At 51.8% G+C, this 24,749-nt stretch carries 20 protein-coding genes and 4 tRNA genes; 14 read left to right on the top strand and 10 right to left on the bottom strand.

Translation table 11 applies throughout. The annotated features are described in order from the left end of the window. Window positions 1-28 precede the first annotated feature (28 nt). The 4 genes from frdD to frdA are packed head-to-tail and all read right to left on the bottom strand — an operon-like array spanning window position 29 to window position 3,337. Window positions 29-391 carry a fumarate reductase subunit FrdD gene (gene frdD, locus BGK46_RS12525; RefSeq protein ID WP_069589735.1) on the bottom strand — a complete coding sequence of 121 codons (363 nt, stop codon included), beginning with the start codon at window positions 389-391 and terminating at the stop codon, window positions 29-31. An 8-nt stretch (window positions 392-399) separates the two neighbouring features. Continuing rightward, window positions 400-783, bottom strand: a complete 384-nt coding sequence (gene frdC, locus BGK46_RS12520; protein ID WP_069589732.1) for a fumarate reductase subunit FrdC — start codon at window positions 781-783, stop codon at window positions 400-402. Next, on the bottom strand, window positions 780-1,535 hold the full coding sequence (locus tag BGK46_RS12515; RefSeq protein ID WP_069589731.1) for a succinate dehydrogenase/fumarate reductase iron-sulfur subunit: 756 nt from the start codon (window positions 1,533-1,535) through the stop codon (window positions 780-782). The genes frdC and BGK46_RS12515 overlap by 4 nt, the downstream gene beginning before the upstream one ends. Next, a complete protein-coding gene (gene frdA / locus BGK46_RS12510) occupies window positions 1,532-3,337 on the bottom strand; it encodes a fumarate reductase (quinol) flavoprotein subunit (RefSeq protein WP_069589745.1) in 1,806 nt (601 codons plus the stop codon). Before frdA ends, BGK46_RS12515 begins: the two co-directional genes overlap by 4 nt. 310 nt (window positions 3,338-3,647) lie before the next feature. Between frdA and epmA the strand changes: the two genes are divergently transcribed. Further along, window positions 3,648-4,625 carry an elongation factor P--(R)-beta-lysine ligase gene (gene epmA / locus BGK46_RS12505; RefSeq protein WP_069589730.1) on the top strand — a complete coding sequence of 326 codons (978 nt, stop codon included), beginning with the start codon at window positions 3,648-3,650 and terminating at the stop codon, window positions 4,623-4,625. 54 nt (window positions 4,626-4,679) lie between these two features. Here the strand turns inward: epmA and BGK46_RS12500 are convergent, their stop codons facing one another. The 5 genes from BGK46_RS12500 to rsgA form a co-directional block, all read right to left on the bottom strand. Further along, complete coding sequence (locus BGK46_RS12500) at window positions 4,680-6,557, bottom strand: methyl-accepting chemotaxis protein (RefSeq protein WP_069589729.1); 1,878 nt, start codon at window positions 6,555-6,557, stop codon at window positions 4,680-4,682. A 179-nt stretch (window positions 6,558-6,736) separates the two neighbouring features. Then, a complete protein-coding gene (locus BGK46_RS12495; protein WP_069589727.1) occupies window positions 6,737-8,623 on the bottom strand; it encodes a methyl-accepting chemotaxis protein in 1,887 nt (628 codons plus the stop codon). A gap of 236 nt (window positions 8,624-8,859) precedes the next feature. Continuing rightward, a complete protein-coding gene (locus BGK46_RS12490; RefSeq protein ID WP_069589726.1) occupies window positions 8,860-10,266 on the bottom strand; it encodes an SLC13 family permease in 1,407 nt (468 codons plus the stop codon). Between the two features lie 182 nt (window positions 10,267-10,448). After that, complete coding sequence (asd, locus tag BGK46_RS12485; protein WP_069589725.1) at window positions 10,449-11,312, bottom strand: archaetidylserine decarboxylase; 864 nt, start codon at window positions 11,310-11,312, stop codon at window positions 10,449-10,451. Between the two features lie 102 nt (window positions 11,313-11,414). Next, window positions 11,415-12,467 (bottom strand): small ribosomal subunit biogenesis GTPase RsgA, encoded by a 1,053-nt coding sequence (gene rsgA / locus BGK46_RS12480; protein WP_069589723.1) that lies wholly within the window; start codon window positions 12,465-12,467, stop codon window positions 11,415-11,417. Between the two features lie 79 nt (window positions 12,468-12,546). On the opposite strand from rsgA, the gene orn reads away from it, so the two are divergent. The 5 genes from orn (at window position 12,547) to BGK46_RS12455 (ending at window position 13,614) form a co-directional block, all read left to right on the top strand. Then, entirely contained in the window at window positions 12,547-13,092 is a 546-nt protein-coding gene (gene orn, locus BGK46_RS12475; RefSeq protein WP_069589722.1) for an oligoribonuclease, read from the top strand. A gap of 132 nt (window positions 13,093-13,224) precedes the next feature. Beyond that, a tRNA-Gly gene (locus BGK46_RS12470) sits at window positions 13,225-13,300 on the top strand. Window positions 13,301-13,338: 38 nt separating this feature from the next. After that, window positions 13,339-13,414 (top strand) — tRNA-Gly (locus tag BGK46_RS12465). A 30-nt stretch (window positions 13,415-13,444) separates the two neighbouring features. Continuing rightward, a tRNA-Gly gene (locus BGK46_RS12460) sits at window positions 13,445-13,520 on the top strand. An 18-nt stretch (window positions 13,521-13,538) separates the two neighbouring features. Then, a tRNA-Gly gene (locus tag BGK46_RS12455) sits at window positions 13,539-13,614 on the top strand. A 472-nt stretch (window positions 13,615-14,086) separates the two neighbouring features. On the opposite strand, the gene queG is transcribed toward BGK46_RS12455, so the two are convergent. Further along, the gene (queG, locus tag BGK46_RS12450; RefSeq protein ID WP_139130780.1) at window positions 14,087-15,214 is read right to left on the bottom strand and encodes a tRNA epoxyqueuosine(34) reductase QueG; all 1,128 of its coding nucleotides are present in this window, start codon (window positions 15,212-15,214) and stop codon (window positions 14,087-14,089) included. A gap of 81 nt (window positions 15,215-15,295) precedes the next feature. Here queG and BGK46_RS12445 point away from each other — a divergent pair, with 81 nt between their 5' ends. The 8 genes from BGK46_RS12445 (at window position 15,296) to hflK (ending at window position 24,748) form a co-directional block, all read left to right on the top strand. After that, on the top strand, window positions 15,296-16,768 hold the full coding sequence (locus BGK46_RS12445; protein WP_069589719.1) for an NAD(P)H-hydrate dehydratase: 1,473 nt from the start codon (window positions 15,296-15,298) through the stop codon (window positions 16,766-16,768). A gap of 30 nt (window positions 16,769-16,798) precedes the next feature. Beyond that, on the top strand, window positions 16,799-17,269 hold the full coding sequence (gene tsaE, locus BGK46_RS12440) for a tRNA (adenosine(37)-N6)-threonylcarbamoyltransferase complex ATPase subunit type 1 TsaE (protein WP_069589718.1): 471 nt from the start codon (window positions 16,799-16,801) through the stop codon (window positions 17,267-17,269). A 1-nt stretch (window position 17,270) separates the two neighbouring features. Next, window positions 17,271-18,962, top strand: coding sequence for a LysM peptidoglycan-binding domain-containing protein (locus BGK46_RS12435; RefSeq protein ID WP_069589716.1), 1,692 nt, complete (start codon window positions 17,271-17,273; stop codon window positions 18,960-18,962). 1 nt (window position 18,963) lies between these two features. After that, the gene (gene mutL / locus BGK46_RS12430) at window positions 18,964-20,922 is read left to right on the top strand and encodes a DNA mismatch repair endonuclease MutL (RefSeq protein WP_069589715.1); all 1,959 of its coding nucleotides are present in this window, start codon (window positions 18,964-18,966) and stop codon (window positions 20,920-20,922) included. Further along, window positions 20,915-21,856, top strand: a complete 942-nt coding sequence (gene miaA, locus BGK46_RS12425) for a tRNA (adenosine(37)-N6)-dimethylallyltransferase MiaA (protein ID WP_069589714.1) — start codon at window positions 20,915-20,917, stop codon at window positions 21,854-21,856. The genes mutL and miaA overlap by 8 nt, the downstream gene beginning before the upstream one ends. Before the next feature lie 77 nt (window positions 21,857-21,933). Beyond that, window positions 21,934-22,212 (top strand): RNA chaperone Hfq, encoded by a 279-nt coding sequence (hfq, locus tag BGK46_RS12420; RefSeq protein WP_069589712.1) that lies wholly within the window; start codon window positions 21,934-21,936, stop codon window positions 22,210-22,212. A 27-nt stretch (window positions 22,213-22,239) separates the two neighbouring features. Continuing rightward, window positions 22,240-23,532 (top strand): ribosome rescue GTPase HflX, encoded by a 1,293-nt coding sequence (gene hflX / locus BGK46_RS12415; RefSeq protein WP_069589711.1) that lies wholly within the window; start codon window positions 22,240-22,242, stop codon window positions 23,530-23,532. 49 nt (window positions 23,533-23,581) lie between these two features. Then, window positions 23,582-24,748, top strand: a complete 1,167-nt coding sequence (gene hflK / locus BGK46_RS12410; RefSeq protein ID WP_069589710.1) for an FtsH protease activity modulator HflK — start codon at window positions 23,582-23,584, stop codon at window positions 24,746-24,748. Window position 24,749: the final 1 nt, after the last annotated feature.

Genomic DNA, 24,749 nt, shown 5'->3' with positions numbered 1-24,749 from the left:
CTCACCCTACTCGATGTATGCATAGACGCTATACGATCAGGACGAGTAGCACGGCAGTGACACTGACGGCAAAGGCGATGGCATAGCAAACCACTTTCCCAGCCAGTCCTACGTGCAGCTTAAGATCATGTAAGCCATGATGGATGCGATGCATGGCATGCCACATCGGTAAGGCAAGGGTCGCCAAGATCAGCAACTTACCTAACCAGTGCTCCGCGAACATCATCACACGTTCGTAACTTAGGGCGGATGGGTCGATGATCCCAAGTGGAATTAAAACACCCAAAATCAAGATAGTAATCGGCGTGAACATGGCAAACCATGTACCGCCTGCACCAAACAGGCTCCACCATACTGGCTCGTCGGAGCGCTTAGGTTTTAAATCAATCATAACGCCTCCTAAATGAGCACCAAGGCCAGCAACGAAATTACTGCAACGGCTCCCCATTGCGCCCCAATCACCCACTTGCCGTCGAGCAATTTTCCTTTGATACGAATCGGCATGACCTGCGGCATCATGCTAAAAAATGTCGTGGCATGAAACAGGCTTGCCGCCAGGGCGACCACGTTTAATAGGATCACCACAGGGTGGGCCATATAATCCAGCCAGCCTTGCCACGCTTGAGGGCCTTGCACGAGACAAATCAAACCCGCAGTGAGGCTCAGTGTGAAAAAGACTAAAGGCAGTACCGTGGCCTCGCGCACCATATAAAAGCGATAAAACGGATGATGCAGCCACCAAGTACGAGGCATGGGCCGCATATAAGGTTTACGGTTACTCATCCTGTTATCTCCTTGCCTTCTTTATTGGGGTTAAACATGGCGATCACCATATCTTGGGTAGAGGCAACCTTGCCTTGGTTGACCGCGCCCGCCGGATCGACACCTTTCGGGCAGACTTTTGAGCAGTAGCCCACAAAGGTACATCCCCATGCTCCGTTATCGCTGTTTATCAGTGGCATACGCTCATGTTGTCCCCCATCTCGGCTATCGAGGTTATAGCGATGGGCGAGGGTCAGTGCGGCTGGGCCGAGGAAGTCTGGATTGAGGCCAAACTGCGGGCAAGCGGCGTAACATAAACCACAGTTAATGCAGGCGGCAAATTGCTTGTAGCGCGCCATCTGCTCTGGAGTTTGTGTGTTAGGACCATCTTCAGGACGACGGTCGTTGCCGAGAATATAAGGTTTGATCGCTTCCAAGCGCTCAATAAATGGCGTCATGTCGACAATCAAGTCTTTTTCGATAGCAAAGTTTGCTAGCGGCTCAATCAGTACGCCGTTCGGGTAATCGCGTAAAAAAGCCTTACACGCGAGTTTAGGCACGCCATTGACCATCATGCCGCACGAGCCGCAAATGGCCATGCGACATGACCAGCGATAAGCCAATGACTTGTCGAGGTTGTCTTTGATATAGCCCAGCGCATCAAGCACAGAGAAGGTGTCGTCTCCGGGGACGACAAACTCCTGCGCGTAAGGTGCATCATCTTTTGCGGGATCGTAGCGAAGGATAGAAACTCTATAGGTAGCTTGCGTCATTGTGCTTGCTCCTCTTGTTGCCCCTCACTGGCCGCTTGAGCCTGCTCCGCAGCATCACCATACAAGCGGTCTTTCGGTTGAGACTTGGTGATCTTCACGTCACTGTAATCAATCCGTGGGCCACCCTCGGGTTGGTAAAATGCCAAGGTGTGCTTGAGGTAGTTGTCATCATCACGGGTTGTGCAGCCATCATCAAGGCGTTGATGGGCGCCACGAGACTCGCGTCGCTGAATGGCAGAATGCGCCATGGCTTCGGCCACTTCGAGCCCATAACCTACTTCGATGGCATACAACAAGTCGGTGTTAAACACACTGCCTTGATCTTGGATGCTGATCTGTTGATAGCGAGCTTTCAGTTCGGCGATTTTATCAATCGTGGCTTGCATGAGATCTTCGCGACGATAAATACCGCAGCCGGCTTCCATGGTGTCCCCCAGCTCTTTGCGAATATCTGCCCAGTTTTCTTCGCCTTGATGGCTCAAGAGCTTATCAATGCGTGCTTTAACGTCTTGGATCTGGGCATCGATCGCCGCTTGATTCCACCCCGTAAACTCACGCGTACGTTGTGCGGCACCTTCTCCGGCGAGTCGACCAAATACGGCCAGCTCAGCCAGTGAATTCGATCCTAAGCGATTGGCGCCGTGTAGGCCGACGGAGGAGCATTCGCCCACCGCAAAGAGTCCTTTTACGCGGGTTTCGGTCTGGGCATTGGTTTCTATGCCCCCCATGGTGTAGTGGACGGTCGGACGAATTGGGATTGGCTCTTTGGCCGGATCGACGTTGACGTACGCTTTGGCTAATTCACAAATAAACGGCAACCGCTCTTGTAAGAAGTCTTCACCTAAGTGACGCAAATCAAGGTGCACCACATCACCTAATGGATGCTTGATGGTGTTCCCTTTTTGTTGCTCGTGCCAAAAGGCTTGAGAGACTTTATCGCGCGGTCCCAACTCCATATATTTGTTTTTTGGCTCGCCCACGGGTGTCTCTGGGCCAAGGCCATAATCTTGCAAATAGCGATAACCATTTTTGTTGACAATAATTCCCCCTTCACCGCGACAGCCTTCGGTCATCAAGATGCCAGTGCCGGGCAAGCCTGTGGGGTGATACTGCACAAACTCCATATCACGTAATGGAATACCGTGGCGATAAGCCATCGCCATGCCATCACCGGTGACGATGCCACCATTGGTATTACAGCTGTACACACGGCCAGCACCGCCGGTGGCGAGCACCACAGATTTGGCTTTAATGCAGACCAGTTCACCTTCTGCCATATGCAGGGCAATGAGGCCTTGGATTTGGCCATCATCCACGATTAAGTCGACCACGAAGTATTCATCTAACCGCTGAATTTGTGGGTATTTAATCGAGGTTTGGAACAAGGTGTGAAGCATATGGAAGCCAGTTTTATCGGCGGCAAACCATGTACGCTCGACTTTCATGCCGCCAAAACGGCGAACATTGATGCTGCCATCGTCTTTACGGCTCCAAGGGCAACCCCATTGCTCTAATTGGATCATCTCTTCTGGGCAGTGCTTGACGAAGTAGTCCACAACGTCCTGCTCGCACAGCCAGTCACCGCCGCTAACGGTGTCATTAAAATGGTTGTCTAGGCTGTCTTCATCCTTGATGACGGCAGCCGAGCCACCCTCTGCAGCCACAGTGTGTGAGCGCATCGGGTAGACCTTGGACACCAGGGCAATATTGAGAGACGGATCCGCCTCAGCGGCCGCAATGGCGGTGCGCAGTCCAGCGCCGCCGGCGCCAATAACTGCAATATCTGTGGTGATGGTCTGCACGTTCATCCTCCAGTGTAGGGAAAGCCAGTGCTTGGCTTGTTTATTGTTCTGCCGACATGGTAGGCAATCCTCACCGAGTAAAAATTGATTCAGTTGGGGAATTGCAGCGATTTTGCGGGCATGGGAGTTAAATTGCATAAAACTGTGAGGTGGGTCGTTAAGTGTCGGCGAGCTATGAAAAAACAGCGTTCTCTTACAAACAGAATGCGCACAGTGCCACGTTTACGCTGTGCTTCATCTTGGCGTACTGGTTGTTATTCGCCAGCGTGACGCTAGACTGACGCCATTCGCGCAATGAGAGATTGATATCATGACTCAAGCCTGTTCATGGCAGCCAACGGCCTCAATGACACAGTTGAAAAAACGATCGGCCATTATTGCCCGCATTCGTCAATTTTTTGCTGAGCGTGCAGTATGGGAAGTCGATACCCCAGCGTTGAGCCAAGCGGCGGTGACGGATGTGCACCTACACAGTTTTTCCACCTCGCTGGTCGGCCCTGGCTTTGCCAAGGGGTTACCCTTGTATTTGATGACCAGCCCAGAATTTCATATGAAACGATTACTGGCGGCGGGTAGCGGCGCCATTTATCAAATCAGTAAGGCATTTCGTAATGAAGAGGCGGGGCGTTATCACAATCCAGAATTTACCATGCTCGAGTGGTATCGACCGGATTTTGACCATCACCAGTTGATGGATGAAATGGATGCGCTGTTGCAAGCGGTACTCAGGTGCCAAGGTGCGACGCGAATGAGCTATCAAGCGGCTTTTCAATCATGCACTGGACTTTGTCCATTACGCGCGGATATTGACCAGCTACGAGCCCTTGCTGCCACCCAAGGGCTTGCTGATATCACTGAGGATGAAACCGACAAAGATACCTTGTTGCAACTGCTTTTCTCGGTGATGGTTGAGCCAAATATTGGTCAGCAGGCGCCGGCGTTTGTTTACGACTTTCCGGCATCTCAAGCCGCGTTAGCCAAAATCAGTGAGGCGGATCCACGTGTTGCACACCGTTTTGAGGTGTATTTTCAAGGCATTGAACTCGCCAATGGATTCTATGAGCTTCAAGATGCCCAGGAGCAGCGCCGCCGCTTTGAGGCGGACAATGCGATGCGAGTGGCAAGAGGTTTGCGCCCACAACCTATCGATCAACACTTACTCGCCGCCTTGGATGCGGGGCTGCCGGATTGTGCAGGGGTCGCGCTAGGGATCGATCGCCTTGTGATGCTCGCGCTCGGTTGTGATCACATTGATGCGGTGACCGCGTTTCCTGTCTCACGCGCGTAGCGCCGTAAGAAAAACGCCACCTTGCGGTGGCGTTTGAAAGGAAAGGGCATTCACCTAGACTTTAAATTTTGACAGGTCTTGGTGCATGTCACGTGCTGCTTGCGCCATGCTTTCGCCTTGGTCTCCGGTTGCACTTGCTTGTTGGTGGATCTCGTAGGAGAGATCTTTCACCGCTTGGGTGTTCCGGTTGATATCGTCAGTCACCGCACGTTGCTCTTCCGCGGCGCTGGCAATTTGGATCGCCATTTCAGAAATCGTACTGATTGCTGTGGTGATCTGATTGAGTCGCTCGCTGGCCGCTTCTGCCCGCTCAACACTCGATGTCGCCATATTATTACTTTGCATCATGTCATCCACCGCACGTTGGGTGGTGTGCTGCAAGGTCTCAATCATGTTGCGAATTTCTTCGGTCGAGTCATGGGTGCGCTGGCTGAGCACTCGCACTTCATCGGCCACAACGGCAAATCCACGCCCTTGCTCACCCGCGCGTGCTGCTTCGATGGCGGCATTCAATGCTAACAAGTTGGTCTGTTCTGCGACACCTTGAATGGTCGCAATGATTTGGTTGATGCTCTGAGCATTTTCATCCAATTCACGAATGACATTAGTGGCCCGCTCCACTTGATCGGCCAATTGGGTGATCGCATTTCGATTATCGCTTACCACACTTAACCCTTCTTGGCACGATTGTTCGGCTTGTTGGGCGGAGGTAGCGGTGTCTTCAGCGTGACTGGCCACTTCATTGGCGGTGGCGGACATCTCATGGATAGCCGTGGCAATCTGGTCAACATCATTTTGCTGCTTATCGACCAATTGGCTTGATTGCAGGGCATGCGTGCGACACTCTTCTGCGCTTTGCGACAGCGTCATGCTCTGATTGACCGCTTTACCGACCATTTGCTGAAGCTGGGCGAGAAAGGCGTTCATGTATTCGGCCAGTTCACCAATTTCGTCCTGACGAACAATATTAATGCGTTGGGTCAGATCGCCTTCACCCGCGGAAAGGGCATGGACGGCGCCGGTTAACTCGCTTAATGGCTTCAGGAGCTGTTTGATTAAGGCACCGGCAATAAAAGCGATCACGATAAAGAGGATCACGGAAGCGACCACCACAAAGGTGATTTGCTCCGATACGGAGGCATAGGCGTCGCTCTTATCTTCGACAATCCCCAAGGTCCAATCGGTATTCGGCACGTCAATGGCTGCGAGTAACTTGTCTTCACCTTTTAAATCAAAGGTCACCAACTTGCCCTGACGACTGGCACTGTCTATAAACGCTGGCGTCAGTTCCGCATCGAGCTCGGTGAGTGGCTGTCGACTGAGTTCGGTATCACGGTAAGCCACAATACTATTGCTGCCATCGACTAAAAACGCAAAGCCATTACTGAGCTTAAGGTTTAGGACCTGATCGACAATGTCGGTGACGGTCACGTCAGCGGCAATCACCCCTTGATAGCGGCCATTAAAGGATTTCGCTAAGCTGACCACCAGACTGCCATCAAAGTCTTGATAAGGCTCGGTAATAATCAGCTCGCTGCTCTGATTGGCGTTCTTATACCAAGGGCGAGTGCGAGGATCGTAATCTGCAGGCCAATCTTCGCTTTTGTCGCCATATGCGATACGACCATCACTGAACCCTGCATAGACAGACAAAAAGTGCCCAGCGCGCTTGGTGACGAGCAACTCACGGTCAACATTGGGTTGATTGGCAATCAAGGATTCATTGGCCAACAACATATCCGCACGGGTGCTTAGCCAGCTATCGATGAACTGTGCGGTAGCATCGCCGACGTCTTGCATCTGTTTAGTGATGCTGCTGGTGGTCTCGTTTTGTAATTGTCTGACTGAAATGGTGGCAAGCACCGCACTGACCAAGGCCACGATCAAGGCGATGGCCACAATGATTTTCAGTTTTATGGTTGGTTTGGGCATAGACACATTTCCACATCTAAGAGATTAGATTGATTGTAAACGTGTCATTTGCAGTAAAATCCGATCAGTTATGCAATTTGTGTCAGTGCGCAGTGAAAAGAAGCAGGGAGGTGTGGGATTTGTGATCTTACTGCCAGTGGATGGAGGAGGCAGCCTACGAGGATAGGCTGCCGTTTGGACTAGACTTTGAATTTGGACAAGTCGCCATGCATTTCTTGCGCGGCGTTGGCCATGTATTCCCCTTGCTCACCGGTGTCGGTCGATTTTTGATGGATCTCCAGTGACAAATCACGCACGGCTTGGGTATTCCGGTTGATATCTTCGGTAACGGCCCGCTGTTCCTCTGCAGCACTGGCAATTTGTGCTGCCATTTCGGAAATGTCCCCAATCGCACGGGTGATCTCGTTCAGTTTGTCACTGGCTGAAGCAGCCCGTTCGACACTGGAGGTCGCCATTTCGTTACTTTGTGTCATGCCATCTACCGCACGCTGTGTTGTACTTTGCAGCGTTTCAATCATGTTGCGGATCTCTTCGGTGGAGTCATGGGTACGCTGACTCAGCACGCGCACTTCATCGGCGACGACCGCAAAGCCTCGCCCTTGTTCACCGGCACGGGCGGCCTCAATCGCGGCGTTCAAGGCCAACAAGTTGGTTTGCTCGGCGATATCTTGAATGGTGGAGATAATTTGGTTGATGCTTTGTGAGTTGGTGTCTAGTTCGCGAATCACATTGGTGGCTTGATCAACGTGTTCAGCCAGCTGGGTGATCGCCTTACGGTTATCTTCCACCACGGAGAGCCCATCACGGCAGGCACTTTCTGCATCTTGTGCGGAGCGTGCCGTCAGCTCGGCATGGCTGGCGACTTCATTCGCGGTAGTGGACATTTCGTGAATGGCGGTGGCAATTTGATCCACATCGCCTTGCTGCTGACCGACTAAGTCGCTTGATTGGTGCGCCAGTTCTCGACATTGCTCAGCACGCTCTGAAAGCGCCACACTTTGCGAGACGCTACGACCAATCATGGATTGCAGTTGTTCTAGAAACGCGTTGACGTGACCAGCCAGTTCACCAATCTCATCATGACGCACAATATCGAGACGTTGAGTGAGGTCACCGCTCCCTTTCGACAGTGAGCTGACCGCGTGCGTCAACTGGGTTAGCGGCGCCAACATGCGATGGATAAGCGCACCGGCAATCAGGGCAATGATGATAAACAGAATCACAGACGTGATGAGGGTCGAAATAATTTGTTCAGACACGGATGCAAAGGCAAGCTCCCTGTCTTGCACCACCCCTAAACTCCAGTTGGCCCCTTCGACATGAGTGACGGCGACCAGTTTTTCGCGACCATCACCATCAAAATCGATGGTCTGTAGTGAATCGCTACTGCGCGCCTGTTGGATAAAAGCAGGCGTGAGTTCATTATCGACTTGGGTGAGTGGCTTATTACTGAGTGCGGTATCACGGTAGGCGACGACGTTATTGTTGCTGTCTACCAGAAACGCGAAACCGTTATTCGGCATTTTGACGTTGAGCACTTCTTCAACAATGGCATTGACTGATAGATCGGCTGCTATTACACCTTGGTAACGGTCGTTAAAGGCTTTGGCAAAGCTAATGACCATCCCTGCGCCATTGGCGTCCACATAGGGAGGCGTGATGATTAAGCCGTCCGCTGCGCTTGCTTGCTTATACCACGGGCGAGTCCGAGGGTCATAGTTAGCCGGCCAGGTTTCGGTTTTATCCCCGAATGCTACCGAACCGTCAGAGAAACCGGCGTAAACGGTTAGGAAGTTGCCCTGCCGTTTGGTCAAGAGCAGTTCGCGATCCACATTGGATTGGCTGGCAATGAGTGGCACATTGGCTAGAAGCATTTTACTGCGAATATCGAGCCACTCATCAATAAAGTTACTGGTGGATAAGGCGATGTCGCGCATTTGAGCGGTGACACTTTGTTGTGTCTCGTCTTTTAGCTGGCTCACGGAGAACCACGCTTGAACCGCGCTAACTAAAGCCACGACCAAAGCAACAGCAAGTAATATTTTGGTCTTAATGGTGAATTTCATGAAACGTCCCTCGTACTACCACGTTTATGACTCTTTTATTGAGTATTTGCTTAATTGTAGAAAGCTTGAGTCAGGGGTGATAATAAATTTATAAAAAAACTCCCTGTATAAAGCGACGCTTAAGGCCGCTGGTATACATATTGTTTTAGTTATCATATTTTTAACACTGACAAAACAGAGGGCTGTTTGTTTTGGGGGCAACACAAACAACTCTTGCTGATATTGAGGTGTTACGCCTATGTTAGTGCGAGGACCGCTGCATAGACCAAGCCTAAGCCACTGACTCCAAGAATCGTACCGACTTTGACCAAGTCACGGCTATCGATGAAACCAGTGGAATACGCCAAAGAGTTAGGTGGGGTAGAAACCGGTAGAATCATCCCTAATGAAGCGGAGAAAGCCACCACGACGAGCAATCCTTGCATGCCACCCACATTCACCAGTGATGGCATGGAAGCGGCAATGGCCGCCGCGATAGGCATCAATAAGTTAGCTGTCGCGGTATTCGACATAAAGTTTGCCATGAGCCAACAAATAATGGAGAGGGTGACCAATACTGTCATGGCCGTTAATACGCTGTAGTCCACGGCATGCGCTAATGCGGCAGCAAGGCCGGTTTCGTCTAGCGCAATGCCCATCGCAATCCCGCCGGCGACGAGCCAAAGGACATCCCAATTAATCAGTTTTAACTCGGCCTTGCCCATGATCCCTGTCAGGGTGAACAACGCGAGCGGGATCACCGCGACCACATAGGTATTCATGCCATGTAGGCTGGTGGTTAGCCACAGCGCAATGGTCAGCGCAAAGGTGGCATAGACGGTGTACGCTTGCCAGCCTCGCAGAAATTTGCCTTCCAGTGCCAGTGTGATTTCGGTTTGTGGACTGCGGAATAAGCGCTGTAGTAACCACCATGCAAACGCCAACTGGATCACCACAAAGGGTAGACCCATTTGCATCCATCCCAGAAATGAGATGCTGTATTCGCCGGTGAGATATTGTAGCGCAATGGCGTTGGGCGGCGTCCCGATTGGCGTGGCGATCCCACCGGTATTGGCGGCCACCGGAATACACAAAACCAAGGCTTTAATCGCAGGATCGCCTTTCGGGAGCACACTCAAAATCGGTGCCAGTAGCGCCAGCATCATCACCGTGGTGGCGGTATTGGACATGAACATCGAGAACACCGCGGTGATAAGCATCAAACCCAGCATGATAAATTTGGGATGCTTGCCAAAGGGTTTGAGTAATACGCGGGCAAGGTTGATATCTAACTCATATTTGGAAGCCGCAATAGCCAGTGAGAATCCGCCCATAAACAGAATAATGATGGGGGAAGAAAAGGCGCTGAGAATATCGGTATAAGGGATCAATTCGCCTCGCGGATGATGCGCAGTTTCGCCGCGAAACCAGTGTAAGCCTTTATCGGAGATCATCACCAATTGCAGGGTAATGATCAGCAACGAGGTTGAAAATACTGGCACAGGTTCAAGAACCCACAGCAAGGCCGCCATCAGGAAGATCGCCAATAAACGGTGTTGAATCAAAGTGAGGTTGGCGATAGGTAACCAGTCGGTTGGAAGTAGGAGCAGCAACAATGGCAGCCCGAGCGAGACAAGTAACTTAGTAAAACGAGCATTGACCACAAATACGCCTCATAAGGGTTGATGTTGTGAGTGCGGGCTGACCATGCGCCAGCACGCCGATGCATCACAGGTGTATTGATGGGATCAATGATACGGATTTAAGAGGGAATTAACGGGAAAAATCTCCGAATTTGGCGACAAAAAAGGGGCATAAATGCCCCTTATCTCACAATTTTCAGCTGTTATGCCTGACGGTGCGCGTAAGGCTGTCCCATTTGTGTTGGGGTGCCGGGGGCGACGTCATCGTGAAAACGGATTGCTCCTGCTGGGAACAGGTTAATCACGGTTGAGCCGAGTTTAAATAGACCCATTTCATCACCCTGAGCAAAGCGGATAGCTTGTTCACCTTCTGTCGGGTATTCCCAACGGCGAATGCTGCCACCGGTTGGCGGAGTGACTGTACCCGCCCATGTGGTGGCAATACTGCCTACAATGGTTGCGCCCACCAAAACTTGCACCATAGGCCCAAATTCAGTCTCAAATACGCACACTACACGCTCGTTACGGGCAAACAAGTTCGGCACGTTCTCTGCCGTTAGTGGATTGACGGAAAACAAATCGCCGGGGATGTAGACCATTTCACGTAACACGGCATCACATGGCATGTGCACACGGTGATAGTCACGCGGTGACAAGTAAAGGGTGGCAAAGTGACCCTCTTTAAACTGGTCGGCAAGGGCGTGATCGCCACCGACGAGTTCAGTGACATCAAACGAGTGGCCTTTGGCTTGGATAATACGTCCTTGCTCAATCAATCCGGCTTGACTGACGCACGCATCGGCGGGATAGACCAACGTCTCTGCATCGCCATCAATGGGGCGTAACGCGGGCTTGAGCTCTCGCACGAAAAAGTCGTTAAAGGTGCGATAGTAGGCAGGGTCACTGACTTTGGCCTCACTCATATCGACCTGATATTGCTTGATAAACCATTTGATCACAGCAGTGGTCAACCATCCACCTTTAAGGCTGGCTAGTTTCCCCATCATTCGGGTAAGGGCATGTTTCGGCGCTATATATTGCAGGCCGACTTTCAAATCGTCTCGCACGGTTATGTCCTGAATGGTTAAAGAATGTTTACGCGCCTTGCAGCGGCTAAGCCGCGCAGTGTAGCCAATCCGATGACGAAGTGACAGAGGCGCGTTGTTGGATCAGTTTTGCTTGTTACGTGAAAACTGACGGTTGTCTTTGGCTTCTTTCATGCTCTCGATAATACGGTGATAGCTATCAAACCGCTCGACGCTGATATGGCCATCTTCCACGGCTTGTCTCAACAAGCAACCTGGATCATCGCCGTGCTTACAATCACGGAATTTACAGCCACCCAGATAGTCACGAAATTCGACAAAGCCTTGTGCGATTTGTTCCGGTTCTAAATGCCATAAACCAAATTCTCGCACGCCAGGGGAGTCAATAAGATCGCCCCCTTGGTCAAAATGATACAAACGCGCGGCGGTGGTGGTATGTTGGCCCAACCCTGAGTTTTCAGAGACGTCACCAATTTGCGCATCCACATCCGGCAGTAGCGTATTGACCAAGCTTGATTTTCCCACGCCGGATTGGCCGACAAAGACACTCACATGTTGATCGAGATGGCGTTCTAGCGCCTCCATCCCTTCGCCGGTATCGGCACTCACCAACACGATGGGATAGCCAATATCGCGATAGATGTCGAGTAATTCGTCCACCATTTCACGCCCCTCGCTATCTAGCAAATCGACCTTGTTGATGACAATCAGAGGACGAATATTCAAGACTTCGCAGGCAATCAAATAACGATCAACAATATTCAGTGATAACTCGGGCAAAATCGCGGCCACAATGATCACTTGATCGATGTTAGCGGCAACGGGTTTTACGCCATCATAGTAGTCGGGACGGGTCAGAACCGATTGGCGTTCATGCACTGCCTCGACAACGCCGGCAATGCCATGCAGGGTTTCTTTTCCCGGACGCCAAACCACACGGTCGCCAGTTACCAAGCTTTGCACGGTACGACGCAGATTGCAGCGATGGATTAGCCCAGTTTGCGGATCCTCGATATCAGCGTGTTGGCCAAATCGCGTGATCACACGTCCCTCGCGTGCATTTTCTAGCAGCGCGTCATCCCATTGCACATCATTATCTTGCTGTTTGATCCGACGTTGTTGGTTGGATCGCACGCGCCGTAGTTGGCCTTTGGTAAGCTTTTTCTTTTTTGCCACGATGACTCTTATCGGTTAAGTTGGCTTTCATATCAAGCACAGTATGATACATGGTTTACGCATAAAAAAGGCAAGTTCAATGGCGTTCAGTGAAAACAATTTAATCTGGATTGATCTGGAAATGACTGGATTAGATCCTGACACCCACAAGATCATTGAGATCGCGACAATTGTCACCGATGCACAGCTCAATGTGTTGGCAGAAGGGCCGGTATTAGCGATTTCTCAGCCACAAAGCGAACTGGACAAAATGGATGACTGGTGTACCCGCACCCATACTCAATCGGGATTGGTGGCGCGCGTCGAGCAAAGCACCATTAGTGAGCAAGATGCCATCGATCAAACCCTCGCCTTTTTATCACAGTGGGTACCAGAAGGCGCTTCACCGATTTGTGGTAACAGCGTGGGGCAAGATCGACGCTTTCTGTATCGTCACATGCCAGCACTAGAGCGCTATTTCCACTATCGCACCGTGGATGTCAGTACTTTGAAGGAATTAGTCCGACGCTGGAAGCCTGAGATATTGAATGACTTTTCGAAGCAGGGAACGCACTTAGCGCTTGACGATATCCGTGAATCAATTGCAGAATTGCAGTTCTATCGCGAAAGGATCCTGACGATCTGATTTTATTTTCATCGATCTGGTGTTCTTTTGAGCGATCAAAAGAAAAAACCAAAATTTTGCTCGTCAGCACTTGCAACCCGGTTTTTTCTTCGTATAATTCGCAGCCCTAACGACGTGAAACGTCTGTTGAAAGCGACATTAGCTCAGCTGGTAGAGCGCAACCTTGCCAAGGTTGAGGTCACGAGTTCGAACCTCGTATGTCGCTCCAAATTAATGTTCGATCTGATGTGGATCAGGTCGATCTAAGCGACACTAGCTCAGCTGGTAGAGCGCAACCTTGCCAAGGTTGAGGTCACGAGTTCGAACCTCGTGTGTCGCTCCAATTTAAAATTCGATGTAACGCATCGACAATGCGACATTAGCTCAGCTGGTAGAGCGCAACCTTGCCAAGGTTGAGGTCACGAGTTCGAACCTCGTATGTCGCTCCAAATTACAACTCGGTATAAGCGACACTAGCTCAGCTGGTAGAGCGCAACCTTGCCAAGGTTGAGGTCACGAGTTCGAACCTCGTGTGTCGCTCCAATCACTTGGTTAAACACCAGTGCAACGTTTTTTATAACGTTCTCTTTAATGCTGTGAAGCATCATTCCTGATTTTTCGCTAACTATTTCGTCAAACCTTTCTCAAGGCGGCGTGATAGCGCGGTTTCGTCAGTTATTGCACAGAGTTATCCACAGATCTATGCTTGTGGATAAACTGGTTGATGAATTCTTTCCGGCGAGAGAGGGTGGTGAGATATTGATCAAGTGCCTTGTGTTTGTAGTACAGTGCTAATCGGCACAATTAAAGCCCAAAACCTTGATTTTAAGTGGTTTTTTATCTTTTTCTTCCAGTTTACTTAACGCTTTTCCACAATCTTATTCACTTCCGTGATCTTGCTCGCTTAATGCACCACCAATGTGTTTAACTATCAAGAAGTGCACCAAAACGGCGCTTACTTATGGACTTTTCCACATTGTGTGAATAGCGTCATCTTTCCGTGATAAGCCGCCGGTTAGGCGTCTCTAGGCAGGCCTTTTTCGATAATACGCACCAGCCGTTTGGTGCCAGTGGGTAAAAGCTGCACATCTATTTGTAGTCGCTTTTTCTCTTGTTCGCCAAGTGCCCACTGAATATGTTCATCGACTAAGTCATCTTCACCGAGTCGTGCAGATAGGCTGTTGACGATATCTTCATCGTAGGGGGCATTCCCCATCGCGATCGCGAGGTTACGCCGCCATTTACGTATGCCAATCCGTCGAATCGCTGACCCTTGGGTCAGGGATAAAAACGTGTCTTCATCCCAGTTAAAAAGGGTCGTGAGTGGCTGCTGCTCAAGGCTTGGGCGGCAATGAAAATCGGCCTCTAGGGTTAATTCTGCATCGCGGTTAAATGGACACACCAGTTGGCAGTCATCGCAGCCATAAATACGGTTACCGATGGCATGACGAAACTCTAGTGGGATCACGCCATCGTACTCAATCGTGAGATAAGAGATGCAGCGACGTGCATCGACCACGCCTTCGGCGACGATCGCTTGGGTTGGACAGCTGGTCATACAGGCTACACATTTACCGCACTGGTTTTCGACCGGTGTATCGACCGGCAAAGGAAGATCGACCAATAACTCGCCGAGAAAGAACCAAGATCCTGTCTCTTTGTTGAGGATCAGCGAGTGCTTGCCTGTCCAGCCTAGGCCGGCTTTTTCCGCGAGCGGGCGTTCTAAAACAGGGGCAGAGTCGACAAAAGGGCGATATCCGTATGGGCCTACTTCAGTCTCAATCTGCTGGCCCAACTTTTTGAGGCGGTTTCGGATCAGTTTGTGATAATCCCGCCCCAACGAATAGCGACTCACATACCCCAGCGTTGGATTGGCTAATGTGGTGGCAAAGCCCGCGTTAGGCGGCAAGTAGTTCATCCTTACACTGATCACGCGTACGGTGCCGGGCACCAACTCTTGTGGACGCGCGCGCATCATGCCGTGACGCGCCATCCAATCCATTTCACCGTGATATCCCAGATCTAACCAACGCTGCAGTTGCGCTTCATGTTGCGTAAGATCAACATCCGTGATCCCCACATGCTGGAAGCCTAGCGCTTGTCCCCATTGCTTGATACGTTGGGCTAATTGGTTGAAATCAATTGAAGCATCGGGCGTGGGGTGCGACATAGCGAGAAATCCTGGGCCGTGAAGTGGTGCAAGCACAATGAATGGAGGCATTCGATGGCAGCAAGTTTACCACAGAGTTTTTATCGTGCAGAGCAAGTCCGTGAGGGTGAGATTGCCGTGGCGAAGGCCCTTGAGATCCCGATGTACCAGTTAATGCTCCGCGCCGGACAAGCCGTTTTTGACACGTTAGCGCAGCGTTACCCGAATGCCGCACGGATATTGATTGTGTGTGGGGTGGGCAATAATGCGGGCGATGGTTATGTGATTGCTCGGCTGGCTAAATCGTCGGGATTGAACGTTACCGTGTGGGCGTTAGGCGATCCAGAGCGGCTGACCGGGGATGCGGCCACTGCGTTTCAGGAGTGGCGGGATTGCGGGGGTACCAATGTCTCCAGCGCACCGACCATGCAACAATTTGATGTGATTGTGGATGCGATCCTCGGCACAGGTCTCTCCCGTGCGGTGACGGGGGATTATGCCGAAGCGATCTCGCGCATCAATCAAAGCCAAGTGCCTGTGATTGCCGTCGATATTCCCTCGGGGTTGTGTGCAGACAGTGGCTGTGTCAAAGGATGTGCAATCAATGCGACCATCACGGTGACGCTGATCGCGCTCAAACAAGGGTTAGTGACCGGTAAAGCGATGTCACACCGAGGCGAGCTCGTTTTTGCAGGGTTGAATGTTGCCACCGCCTTTGGTCGTCAGACACAGGCTGCCGGCTGGCTGATGAGTGATGATCTTTGCCAACGGTATCTTCCCAAACGTGATCGCACTGCGCACAAAGGCCAGTTCGGTCGGGTGCTTTGTTTGGGCGGCGATCATGGTATGGCCGGTGCGGTGACTTTGTCAGCACAGGCGGCATTGCGGACGGGAGCGGGGTTAGTCAAAGTCGTGACCCAAGCGGATCACACTCTGATGTTGGTGACGCGTCAACCCGAATTAATGACCCAAGGTTGGGCTCCTGGGCAGTCACTGAGTGAGGCACTGGAATGGGCAACAAACTTGGTGATTGGCCCGGGGCTTGGTAGCAGTGCGTGGTCTGACGCGCTGTGGAAAATCGCGGTTAGTGCTCGTGGTACTAAAGTGATTGATGCCGATGGACTCAATAAACTCGCCCGCCATCCGCAACAGCGAGACGACTGGGTATTAACCCCCCATCCGGGAGAAGCTGCGCGTTTATTGGGCTGTGAAATAGCGGATGTGGAACTCGATCGCTTCGCCGCCGTCAAAGCTATCCAGACACGCTACGGCGGGGTAGTAGTACTTAAAGGCGCAGGCACGATCGTATATGATGGCACAGATTATGCTGTAGCCAATGTGGGGAATCCGGGCATGGCATCTGGCGGCATGGGCGATGTGTTATCTGGCGTTATTGGTAGCTTTATTGCTCAAGGCGTTGATTTATTTCATGCAGCGGCCATGGGCTGCTATCTTCATGGTAAAGCCGGTGACCAAGCGGCACTTGCCGGCGAACGTGGTTTGCTTGCCAGTGATTTATTACCCGAGTTACAGCGATTGATCGATTAATAAAGCCAACAGACGAGACGCAGTAGTAGCATGACCCAAACTTTTCATACCCAGTTGGCAGACGCCGACAGTACTGTTGCCCTTGGGGCAGCGTTGGCCCGTGCTTGTACGCAAAGCACAACCTGTTATTTACATGGCGATCTGGGCGCAGGAAAAACGACGTTTTGTCGCGGATTTGTTCAAGCAATGGGTCATACGGGTAACGTCAAAAGTCCGACGTATACCTTGGTCGAGCCTTACCAGCTCCCGCCTTGGCAGGTCTATCACTTTGACCTGTACCGCTTGGCAGACCCAGAAGAGTTGGAATTTATGGGGATTCGGGATTATTTCAATGAACAGGCACTGTGCCTGATTGAATGGCCGGAAAAAGGGCAGGGCTGGTTACCTCATGCGGATCTTGATATCACTTTGCAGTATGACGGCGAGCAACGCACGGTGGCGCTGACCGCAAATACCGAAGTCGGTGTGTCGGTTATCAATCGCTTAGAATGGGATGACTAGCATGATGTGGCAGCGGCTATGCACCTTGATGATCGCGGGTCTGTTCAGCGTAACAGGCTGGGCCAATCAGATTGAAAATATTCGCGTTTGGCCTGCGCCTAATGAAACACGGGTCGTGGTCGATTTAGCGGATGCGCCAGACTTTAGTTACTTTTCATTGACTCGACCTGACCGTTTGGTCATTGATTTAAAGCAGAGCTCACTGGCGACCTCGCTCCCAAAGCCGGTCAAGGGCAGCGATATACTGACTAAAATTCGCAAAAGTAGCCCGCCTGCCAAGTCCACCTATCGATTGGTGTTTGAGTTAAAAGACGCGGCCAAGCCGCACATCTTCGCTTTGGCCCCGGGCGGCGAGTATGGCCACCGCTTGGTGGTGGATTTGCCTCATCCTGATAAAGTCGATAAGAATAAACCCGACTTGAGTGCCGCGGAAAAGAAGCGTCGAGAAACGGTGGCCGCGTTGCCGTTTGGCACCGATGACATCGTCGTGGCGATCGATGCCGGTCATGGAGGCAACGACCCGGGTGCGGTTGGCCCGACACGAAAATTTGAAAAATACGTCACGTTGGCGATCGCCAAGCAAACCGCCGCCCGCATTAATGCGGTACCCGGGATGCGAGCGGTACTCACGCGCACCGGTGATTACTTTGTCGATTTGAATCGACGCTCAGAGATTGCTCGTCAGCACAAAGCCCACTTATTGGTTTCGATTCATGCCGATGGTTTCCACAAGCCTCAACCACGAGGGGCGTCGGTATGGGTGTTATCTCGTCGCCGCGCGAACAGTGAAATTGGTCGCTGGATTGAAAGGCACGAAGAGCAGTCCAATCTATTGGGTGGTGGGTCCTTATTGGCACAAAACAACGAAGATGAATACCTCAGTCGCGCGGTGCTGGATTTACAGTTCAGCAACTCGCAAAAAGAAGGCTATAACGTGGCGACCCGGGTGCTTAAAGAGTTGGGGAAAGTCACCAAGCTGCATAAATCAAGCCCTGAGCACGCCAGTTTGGCTGTCCTCAAATCGCCTGATATTCCCTCTTTGCTGATTGAAACTGGGTTTATCTCTAACCCACAAGAAGAACGACTCCTGTTCCAACGGGATCACCAGCGCCGGCTTGCCGATGCGGTCTATCACGGGATCCGTAATTATTTTGAACATTTCCCGCCCGATGGCACCTTATTCGCTGCCCGTAAAAATGGGGTAAAACATACTGTCACGGCGGGGCAGTCGTTGTCTTTGATCGCCAATAAATACCAAAGCTCGGTCGCGGCGATTAAATCAGCCAATGGGCTAAGCTCCAACACGTTGCGGGTTGGGCAAGTGCTGTCTATCCCTAATGTCGATGTCGCTAAACTCGCCGGTAAGGGGGATAACGCTGTCTCTTCGACGCGTACTGTTACCCATACCGTGAGCCGCGGCGAGTTTCTGGGCAAGATTGCCGAGCACTATCAGGTGTCGGTCAGTACCATTCGCCGAGCCAATAGTCTGAAATCGGATACGCTTTGGGTTGGGCAAAAACTGTCGATTCCCGGTGCCACGACGCCGGATCGCAAGCACAAAGTCAAACGTGGCGAGTACTTAGGAAAAATCGCCGCGAATTATGGCGTGACTATTGAAAGCTTGCGGCAAGCTAATTCGCTGCGCTCTGACACCTTGGCGGTGGGGCAGACGTTAATCATTCCGGGAAGTTGATATGGCCATTCAGATTTTACCGGCTCGCTTGGCCAACCAAATCGCCGCGGGCGAAGTGGTCGAAAGGCCAGCGTCTGTGGTCAAAGAGTTGGTCGAGAACAGTATTGATGCGGGCGCGACCCGTATCGATATCGATATTGAAAAAGGCGGCAGTAAGCTGATCCGTGTGCGTGATAACGGCAGCGGAATTAGTAAAGCAGACTTACAGTTGGCGTTGAGCCGGCATGCCACCTCAAAAATCCACACCTTGGATGATCTCGAAGCGATCATGAGTTTAGGCTTTCGCGGCGAGGCGCTGGCGAGTATCAGCTCCGTTTCTCGCCTGACCATTACCTCGCGTCCTGCCGAACAGCAAGAGGCGTGGTCAGCGTATGCCGAAGGCCGTGATATGGCCGTGAGTGTTAAGCCTGCGGCGCATCCGGTGGGGTGTACGGTGGAAGTGGTGGACTTGTTTTTCAATACACCCGCACGACGTAAGTTTTTACGTACCGAGAAAACGGAATTTGGCCATATTGATGAGCTATTGCGCCGTATTGCACTGAGCCGTTTCGATATCACCATTAACGTGCGTCACAACGGCACGCCTGTGCGTCAGTATCGGCGAGTACCTGAACAGGGCGATCCGGTACGTCGTCTCAAAGCGGTATGTGGGCAAAAGTTTGTTGACCATGCGTTGCGCGTGGAGCTGACCCATCATGATATGACGCTTCGGGGATGGATTTGTACGCCAGAAGGTGCGCGTCAGCAAAATGATATGCAGCACTGCTTTGTCAATCAGCGGATGATGAAAGACAAGCTGATTAACCATGCGATTCGTCAAGGCTACGAGCAAAGCCTTGCCCCTGACCAATATGCGGCGTTTGTTCTTTACATTGATGTGGAACCGCACCAAGTGGATGTGAATGTACACCCCGCGAAGCATGAAGTGCGATTCCATCAAGCCCGCTTGGTGCATGACTTTATTTTCCAAGCTATTTTTGATGCGTTACAGCAGGCCAGTTCTCCCGTCTTAGAGGGGGTGGACAATGAAACCGGTGAGGTCCGCGAACAGGCTAGCTATCAGACACGGCCATCTGCGGTGGCCAGTGATTACCAAACCGCGGTGAACCGTTTTCCGGATTATCCCGGCCAGCGCAAGGAGCCGGTCCGCGAGCGTGGGCAATCAGGTGAATGGTCGGGGAATCGCGCGTTTTCCTCGCAACCCGCGCCACCATCTAAAAAGGCGACACAAGCGTATCAGGCACTGATGACGCCTGACGCGTCAGAACAAAAGCCGCACGCGCAGACCGCCACACTCTCGGAAACATCAGCCCCAGCCGTGTCTGAGGCTGTGTCAACGGTCGAGGCGGCGGTCGCCGATGTCAGCGATCGGCCCGCTAGCGCAGAAACTGGGTTAGGCAAAGTGCTTGCCGTGACTCACGGTCACTATGTGCTGATCGCGCGCGGCGATGCATTGTGGTTGGCGGATTATCAAGCCTTGCAGACATGGCGTCAGCAGGGAGCGTTGCGACCCGCCCTTGATGAAGGGTTAGTGGCACAGCCGCTATTGATCCCGCAGCGGATGTCGGCGTCGCCTCAAGAATGTGAGGCGGTTGAGCACTATCAAACCTTATTAGGGCGCTTTGGGATCCATATAAAGGTAAAAGGACAACAGTTGATGGTCATGACAGTATGTCAGCCACTGCGCCAGTCCAACCTCCAAGCTTTTATTCCCGACTTGTTGGCATTTTTATTGTCATTAACCCCAGATCAACCCCATGAAGATCACAGCTCAAGCATGTGGAGTTGGCTGGCAAAGCAGTTGACAGTAGCATCGGATCACGTCAGCCTTGCGCAAGCGGTACAGACCGTTTCGGAAATTGAACAATATTGGCAGGGCGAGGCGTTACAGCATGGCTATCAGCGCGTGTTTAAACGTCTTGACTTGACCACAGCGATAGAAGCATTACAGCATGACTAATCCGTTGCCCAAGGCCATTTTTCTGATGGGGCCGACTGCCTCCGGAAAAACGGATCTGGCTATAGCGTTACGTAAAACATTGCCGGTGGAAATTATTAGTGTGGATTCGGCATTGATTTACCGCGGCATGGACATTGGTACTGCCAAACCAACGGCTGATGAATTGGCTCAGGCCCCGCATCGCCTAATTGATATTCGCGATCCGTCGCAAGCCTATTCGGCGGCCGACTTTCGTGACGATGCGCTCACCGCGATGGCAGAGATTGTTGCCCAAGGCAAAATCCCGCTGCTGGTGGGGGGCACAATGTTGTACTTTAAAGCGTTGCTCGAGGGATTATCACCGCTACCCAGTGCGGATCCTGAGGTGCGCGACGCGATTGAAAAAGAGGCGCAGCAGCACGGTTGGGAGGCATTGCATCAGCAGTTATGCCATATTGATCCTGTTGCGGGCGCGCGGATCCATCCCAATGATCCGCAGCGCATCATGCGTGCGTTAGAAGTATTCCGGGTTTCCGGACACACATTAACGGCGCTAACTGAGAAAAAAGGTGATCCTTTGCCGTATCAGGTTCACCAGTTCGCAATCACTCCTCAGGATCGAGGAGAGTTGCATCGCCGCATCGAACTTCGCTTTGCCAAGATGGTAGAGGCAGGGTTTGAACAGGAGGTACGCGCGCTATACGAAAGAGGTGATCTGCATCCGGATTTGCCGTCGATTCGTTGCGTGGGGTATCGCCAGATGTGGGATTATTTGGCCGGACGCTGCACCCATGAAGAAGCCGTTTATCGTGGGATTTGCGCGACGCGCCAGTTGGCCAAACGTCAGATTACTTGGCTTCGCGGCTGGGAAAATGTGACTTGGCTTGATAGTGACTCGCCGTCACTATCTTTACAAACGGTGACAAAAGCGTTGGCGGCAGAGACAGAGACTTAATGTATACTGTCCCTGACAAGGACGCTGCTTAACCGCTTAGATTGACTACAATTACAAACAAATAAGGAAAAGAAATAATGGCTAAGGGGCAATCATTACAAGACCCATTCTTAAATGCGCTACGTCGTGAGCGTATTCCCGTTTCCATTTACTTGGTGAATGGCATTAAGTTGCAAGGCCAGATTGAATCGTTTGATCAATTCGTGATTCTGCTGAAAAACACGGTTAACCAGATGGTGTATAAGCACGCGATCTCAACCGTCGTGCCTGCACGTCCAGTCAGCCACCATAACAATAACCAGGGTTCTGCCGAGCGTTCACACGGTGATCGTCAGCAGGATAAACCTGAGGAGTGAGCATTCATTTGCTAAGGAGCTGTTTGCTTGTTTGACCGTTACGAGGCCGGTGAACAGGCTGTACTCGTTCATATCAATTTTACCCATGATGGCGAGTGGGACGATCTCAGCGAGTTTCAAATGCTGGTGTCGTCCTCGGGTGTCGATGCCTTGCAAGTTGTTGTCGGCAGCCGTCAGTCACCACATCCCAAGTATTTTGTCGGTGAGGGTAAGGCGCAAGAAGTCGCTGACACCGTACGCCAAGTCGGTGCCGATGTCGTGATCTTCAATCACGCATTATCACCGGCGCAAGAGCGTAACTTGGAACAATTGTTTAAGTGTCGAGTGTTAGACCGAACCGGCTTGATCCTCGACATCTTTGCCCAACGTGCACGCACCCATGAGGGTAAGTTGCAGGTAGAGCTGGCCCAGCTACGCCACCTGTCAACGCGTTTGGTGCGAGGCTGGACTCACCTTGAGCGGCAAAAAGGTGGGATTGGTTTGCGCGGGCCGGGTGAAACCCAGTTGGAAACTGACCGTCGATTATTGCGAGATCGGGTAAAAGCGATTCTTCGTCGGTTGGAAAAAGTCGCCAAGCAGCGAGAGCAGGGGCGTCGAGCGCGAGCACGTGCGGAAGTGCCCACTATCTCACTCGTAGGCTATACCAACGCTGGGAAATCAACGTTATTTAACCGCATCACTGAAGCGGGTGTGTATGCCGCTGATCAGTTGTTTGCCACCCTCGATCCGACCTTACGCCGGATTGAAGTGGAGGATGTTGGTCCCTCAATTCTTGCCGACACGGTGGGCTTTATTCGCCACCTGCCGCATGACTTGGTGGCTGCATTTAAAGCAACCTTGCAAGAAACCCAAGAAGCGGACTTGCTGCTGCACGTGGTCGATGCCAGTGATGACAGGTACCGTGACAATATGGAAGCGGTCAACAGCGTGCTAGAAGAAATTGACGCCGCTGATGTGCCTCGTCTGATTGTCATGAATAAAATCGATAGTCTAGAACGCGCTGAACCTCGTATTGAACGAGACGACGAGGGGATCCCACAAGCGGTATGGGTCTCGGCGCTATCCGGACAAGGAATTTCGCTGATATTTGAAGCCCTCACCGAGCGTTTGGCTGGCACCATGGTGAAACACCGCCTCCGGTTGCCACCAAGCATGGCGGGCCGAATGCACAGTAAGTTTTGTCAGATGCGCTGCATTGTGCACGAGGAGTACCAAGACGATGGTCACTTACTCGTTGATGTGCGTTTGCCACAAACAGATTGGTATCGGCTGGAAAAAAGAGAAGGCAGTCACCTTGGCGACTTTATCGTCAGCGACTAGGCTGCTAAAGTAAAAAACTATCGTCAGATCAATTTGATGGAGAGCGCGAATGGCGTGGAATGAGCCAGGAAACAATGGCGGTCCCGATAAAGACCCCTGGGGCAATCGTGGTGGCCGGAATCAAGGCCCACCGGATCTTGATGAACTATTTAACAAGCTAAGCCGCAAACTCGGTGGCTTAGGCGGCGGAGGCCGTAAAGGCAAAGGCCCATCCTTTGGGGGAGGCGTCGCCGGTCTAGGTGTACTTGCACTGATTGGCGCGATTGTTTGGGGGATCTCTGGGTTCTACACCATCGGCGAAGCCGAGCGGGGTGTGGTGCTGCGTTTTGGACAATATGACCGGATCGTGCAGCCTGGTTTGAACTGGAAACCTACCTTTGTGGATACAGTCAGCACCGTCAACGTTGAATCTATCCGTTCTCTGAACAGCTCGGGCCTTATGCTGACTAAAGACGAGAACGTGGTGAACGTTGAAATGGACGTGCAATACCGCGTGATGGATCCACAGCAATATCTTTACAGCGTCACCAATGCTGACGATAGCTTACGTCAAGCCACAGATTCAGCGCTTCGTGCGGTGGTCGGTGACTCCTTGATGGACGATATCATCACCCGTGGTCGTCAAGAAGTGCGTGAGCGTACCCAAGTGGAACTCAACAAAATCATCGATAAGTACGACATGGGACTGTTGGTGGTGGATGTAAACTTCCAATATGCGCGCCCACCGGAGCAAGTGAAAGACGCGTTTGATGATGCGATTGCAGCACGAGAGGATGAAGCGCGTTTTATCCGTGAAGCTGAAGCCTATCGTAATGACGTATTGCCAAAAGCAACCGGTCGTGCGGAAACCTTGAAAAAAGCCGCATTGGGTTACAAAGAGCGCACGGTTAACGAAGCACAAGGTGAAGTGTCTCAATTTGAGAAACTCTTGCCTGAGTACCGTGAAGCCCCACGCGTAACGCGTAACCGTCTGTATATTCAGACCATGGAAGAAGTCTACAGCAACACCAGTAAGGTGATGGTGGATTCGCAAAGCGGCAACAGCAATCTGTTATATCTCCCACTCGATAAGCTAATGGGAGGCGCAGCCGTTGGACCGAACCAGCGTAAAGAGACGTCGAGCAGCCAATATGGTATTGAGCTTGAGCAAAGCGCACAGCCAACCCAGCAAGAGTCGGCGCCGCGTTCTGGTTCATCACGAGAAGGGAGATACTAAG

Source organism: Salinivibrio sp. SS2, assembly GCF_001722075.1.
Classification (GTDB): domain Bacteria; phylum Pseudomonadota; class Gammaproteobacteria; order Enterobacterales; family Vibrionaceae; genus Salinivibrio; species Salinivibrio proteolyticus.
Note: the sequence above shows the minus strand (reverse complement) of the source record. Positions and strands in the feature narration are given on the sequence as shown.

Bases quoted from the DNA above. Each gene is read 5' to 3' on its own strand.
- frdD (WP_069589735.1), bottom strand. From the start codon at position 391: ATGATTGATTTAAAACCTAAGCGCTCCGACGAGCCAGTATGGTGGAGC.
- frdC (WP_069589732.1), bottom strand. From the start codon at position 783: ATGAGTAACCGTAAACCTTATATGCGGCCCATGCCTCGTACTTGGTGG.
- BGK46_RS12515 (WP_069589731.1), bottom strand. From the start codon at position 1,535: ATGACGCAAGCTACCTATAGAGTTTCTATCCTTCGCTACGATCCCGCA.
- epmA (WP_069589730.1), top strand. From the start codon at position 3,648: ATGACTCAAGCCTGTTCATGGCAGCCAACGGCCTCAATGACACAGTTG.
- BGK46_RS12500 (WP_069589729.1), bottom strand. From the start codon at position 6,557: ATGCCCAAACCAACCATAAAACTGAAAATCATTGTGGCCATCGCCTTG.
- BGK46_RS12495 (WP_069589727.1), bottom strand. From the start codon at position 8,623: ATGAAATTCACCATTAAGACCAAAATATTACTTGCTGTTGCTTTGGTC.
- orn (WP_069589722.1), top strand. From the start codon at position 12,547: ATGGCGTTCAGTGAAAACAATTTAATCTGGATTGATCTGGAAATGACT.
- BGK46_RS12445 (WP_069589719.1), top strand. From the start codon at position 15,296: ATGGCAGCAAGTTTACCACAGAGTTTTTATCGTGCAGAGCAAGTCCGT.
- tsaE (WP_069589718.1), top strand. From the start codon at position 16,799: ATGACCCAAACTTTTCATACCCAGTTGGCAGACGCCGACAGTACTGTT.
- BGK46_RS12435 (WP_069589716.1), top strand. From the start codon at position 17,271: ATGATGTGGCAGCGGCTATGCACCTTGATGATCGCGGGTCTGTTCAGC.
- mutL (WP_069589715.1), top strand. From the start codon at position 18,964: ATGGCCATTCAGATTTTACCGGCTCGCTTGGCCAACCAAATCGCCGCG.
- miaA (WP_069589714.1), top strand. From the start codon at position 20,915: ATGACTAATCCGTTGCCCAAGGCCATTTTTCTGATGGGGCCGACTGCC.
- hfq (WP_069589712.1), top strand. From the start codon at position 21,934: ATGGCTAAGGGGCAATCATTACAAGACCCATTCTTAAATGCGCTACGT.
- hflK (WP_069589710.1), top strand. From the start codon at position 23,582: ATGGCGTGGAATGAGCCAGGAAACAATGGCGGTCCCGATAAAGACCCC.